Here is a 3,761-nt window from a genome sequence, read left to right as displayed (position 1 = left end):
AGAAGATCACGCCCAAGGCGCGGGCGGCTGCGATCGCCGGAACGGCAAAGGCGAAAAAAGGTGAACTGCTTAAGGCGCCGGTAAAGGCAACCGCGCGCGTGAAGACCGTGTTGCGCCCGCCAATCTGGACGGGCCATGCTGACTTCACAAACCCCTTCGAGTTCGCGACCTTCATGCGAATGGCTGATGGCCTCGTCTTTGACGTGATGATGGAGGGCAAGTCCAAGGATCTGAGCCTGCTAAGGCTCCGTCCGGACCTGCTGCGCTTCGCACCTGATGTCGCTGCCCGGTTCGGCATCACGGATCAGGACGCAGCGGCCCTGGCAGCTGATGAGGCGAGGCTGGAGCATGGCGTCGACGCTGACGAAGAGGCTGACGTCGATGAGGGCAATCTTGCAGCAGAGTAGATCAGGCGGGTGCGTTTAGAACGCGTAGCGCACCTCGCAATATGGCATAGTCTCGCCAAGCCAGGCAAGGAAGCGGTCAAGCCACTGGCGCTTCCAGCGGCTCTTGTAGCGAAGGTTGACCATGCCGGACTCGCTCAGCTTGCGCTCCTGGAGGTCTGGCCGCCAAAGCCACTCTTCCGCGCGAGGGTGCCACTGAAGATTAAGGTCGTGCAGCCCCTCGTTATGGGTAAGAAAGATCACCTCACATTTGAGCTGCGCACGGGCGGCAGGTGACAGTGCCTGATCGAGTTCCGAAAAAAGCGCTTTCCACTCTACCTCCCAGCCCTCGTGGACGATCACGGGCGAGAAGTTGACGTGCACCTCGTAGCCTGCGGCGACGAAGTCGTTAATGGCGGATATTCGCTCCGTCATTGGCGAGGTCCGGACGTCGACGATCTTGGCGATCGTTTCAGGCATGAGACTGAAGCGGATCCGGGTGCGGCCTTGCGGGTCGTACTTGAGCAGATCACGATTAACGTACTTCGTCGCGAACGATCCCTTGGCGCCCGGAATAGCTCTGAAGGCGGCGATGAGGTCGCGGACGTTGTTCGACAGCGCGGCATCTACCGACAGGTCGCCGTTCTCGCCCAGGTCGTAGACCCAGTCGACCGGATCGATGGTATTGGGTTCCGGCTTGGGGCCCAGCTTGGCTGCGTGCCGGGTCAGCGCGCCAGTGACGTCATCGATGTTGACGAAAATGCTGATCGGGTTGGCGTAGCCTTTCCGCCGACCGACATAACAGTATGCGCAGGCCATAGCGCAGCCGTTTGACGATGACGGCGCGATGAAGTCGGCGGAGCGACCGTTTGGCCGCATCTGCATACCCTTCTTGACCCCGAGCACGAGCGTGTCCCGTTTTACACGAAGCCAATCTTCTGCCAGCGCCGGGTCGGCCAGCTCCGGTATCTTCCAATGGCTCGCTACTTCGACAAGTTCGGCGTTCGGAAAGCGGGTCAATACATCGCGTCCGCAGGCGTAATCTCGCACGGCCGGTTCCAGGTAGATGAGCTTCGGATCGATGAGCGTGCGCGGCAAGGCCATAGAGCAAATATGGGCAGTCACGCCTGCCGTACCAATGGTTCGCTCAACGCCGCCCGGATAACAATCTTGATCGGTCGCAATGTCTCGGTCTGCTACCGAACGTTTGATGAGCGTCACAGTCTACGCTTCGTGCTTTGGCGACATCTGCTTCAAACGCTTATGCTCCATCGCTCGCTCCGGCTGCGTCTCGAGACTCATACCTACGCGAGTTACAAGACGCGCTGGCTGCCCGCGGATGTGAACGCGACGTACGCGAGTGCGTTACTACGCCTTGAGAAGGGGCGCCTCCCCTTGAAACGCTAGGACACGAGATGGCAAAGCCCTTTACGATTGCAGTACCCGACGAGCGGCTCGCCCTCATCAACGCCAAAGTCGCATCATTCGACTGGGGCGCTCTGCCGGACGCCGGAGGCTGGCAATCAGGTGTCGGCCTCGCAGACCTCAAGCGGCTCGTAGGCTATTGGCGCACGCGGTTTGATTGGCGTGCGCAAGAACGTCGGCTGAATGCTTTACCTCACTTCACGACGGAGGTGCTGGGCCAAAACCTTCACTTCATTCATGCGCGTGGCGATGGTTCGCGCCCACCGCTGCTCCTGCTGCACGGCTGGCCGGGGTCGTTCATCGAATTTGAAGCGCTGATCGCTCCGCTGGTCGCCGACGGCCATGACGTCGTCGTGCCCTCGCTCCCGGGCTATGCCTTCTCTGGGCGTCCTGCCGCGCCGATCGGACCCCGCCGAACTGGCGAGATCATGCATGGCCTGATGACCGAACTGTTCGGGGATGCTCGCTATCTGGTGCAAGGCGGCGACTGGGGCGCAGCAATCGGAAGCTGGATGGCGCACGATCATCCTGAAGCCATCGACGCGCTGCACCTCAACATGGTTCTCATCCAGGCGGCAGACGTATCACCGAAGACGCCCGACGAACTCGCCTGGGCAGCACGACGCGCGACGCTGGCCAAGGAGGAGACCGGTTACTCGCAAGAGCAGGGCACACGTCCGCAGACGCTCGGGGTCGCCATGGCGGACAGCCCCGTCGGCGTTGCCGCCTGGATCCTGGAAAAGTTCGGTGCATGGGCGGACGTGCCGCGCGACGAACAGGGCCGGCCCGATCTTTGGCAGGCCTTCGACGAGGATACGCTCATCACGAACATCATGCTCTACCTTGTCGAGGGGTCATTTATCACATCGACCTGGATGTACCGCGGTCGCGTATTGGAGGGGTCGGGCCAATTTCCCGCCGGCAGCCGTATTAAGGTGCCGACCGGCGTCGCAGCCTTCCTTGATCCGGTCTTCCCACCGCCCCCGCGTTCGCATGCTCGCAAGACCTACAACATCGTCCACTGGAGCGAAATGGCGGCAGGCGGGCATTTCGCGGCGCTGGAACAGCCTGAGCTCCTGCTCGCTGATATGCGACACTTCTTTACCGCCCAAGCTTCTTCAAAAGCCCGCAGCCGGCGTCGGTTGGTCGGCGCGGCTGGCTTCGTCGGCGTTGCTGCCATAGGTCTCTGCGCGTTGGCAGGCGCTAATCGACGTCCAGAGAATAAAGGCGCCCGGCACCGCGCGACCTATCCACCACTGGATGTCCCGAAACCTTTTGCCGAGGGTGTCTGGATCGTCGACAGCGGGCCAATAAACGCGATGGGCCTGACGTTACCTGTGCGCATGACGATCCTTCGGCTCAATAACGGCGATCTGTTGCTTCACTCCCCAACGCCCTATTCGGCCGAGTTGGCCAAGGCCGTCGAGGCACTGGGACGGGTGCGGCATCTCGTCGCACCCAACATCGCGCACTGGACTTTCCTTGCCGACTGGCAACGGGCCTACCCTGACGCAACCACTTGGGCAGCGCCTGGGCTACAAGACCGGGCTCAGGTCCGCGCATCATCGGTGCGGTTCGATGCTGAACTCGGTGAGACGGCTCCAGTCGAATGGGCAGACACACTTGATCAGGGCGTCGTGCCAGGGGGTGCTGGCTTCAACGAAGTCTGGTTCTTCCACCGGCAGACCAAGACGCTCGTGCTCGTCGACCTCATCGAGAACCTCGATCCTGACAAGCTGCCACCTATCGCGCGGCTATTGATGCAGGCATCCGCTGCCACCGACGGCACTACCGCACGTTACCTGCGGCTACCTGTACGGCTAGGTGGCGCGGACGCTAAAAAGGCTGTGCAAGCGATTGTGGCGCTCGAGCCTGACCGGGTGATCTTCGCTCACGGCCGACCGTTCGAAAGCAATGGTACGGCGCAAGTGAAGCGCGCTTTCGACTGGCTGA

The 3,761-nt window shown here is 61.6% G+C and carries 2 protein-coding genes and 1 pseudogene; 2 read left to right on the top strand and 1 reads right to left on the bottom strand.

Annotated elements, in window-relative coordinates:
- A pseudogene (locus sphst_RS10675) lies at window positions 1-407 on the top strand (UV DNA damage repair endonuclease UvsE); the annotation flags it as partial.
- A 15-nt stretch (window positions 408-422) separates the two neighbouring features.
- Here sphst_RS10675 and sphst_RS10670 read toward each other — a convergent pair.
- Complete coding sequence (locus tag sphst_RS10670) at window positions 423-1,604, bottom strand: spore photoproduct lyase family protein (RefSeq protein ID WP_199848951.1); 1,182 nt, start codon at window positions 1,602-1,604, stop codon at window positions 423-425.
- A gap of 194 nt (window positions 1,605-1,798) precedes the next feature.
- Here sphst_RS10670 and sphst_RS21215 point away from each other — a divergent pair.
- On the top strand, window positions 1,799-3,761 hold a 1,963-nt coding region (locus sphst_RS21215), incomplete at its 3' end, for an alpha/beta fold hydrolase (RefSeq protein ID WP_234387571.1).

The organism is Sphingomonas sp. STIS6.2 (assembly GCF_000732685.2).
Taxonomy (GTDB): domain Bacteria; phylum Pseudomonadota; class Alphaproteobacteria; order Sphingomonadales; family Sphingomonadaceae; genus Sphingomonas; species Sphingomonas aerolata.
The sequence above is the reverse complement of the archived record's forward strand: the minus strand, read 5'-3'. Positions and strand labels throughout refer to the sequence as shown.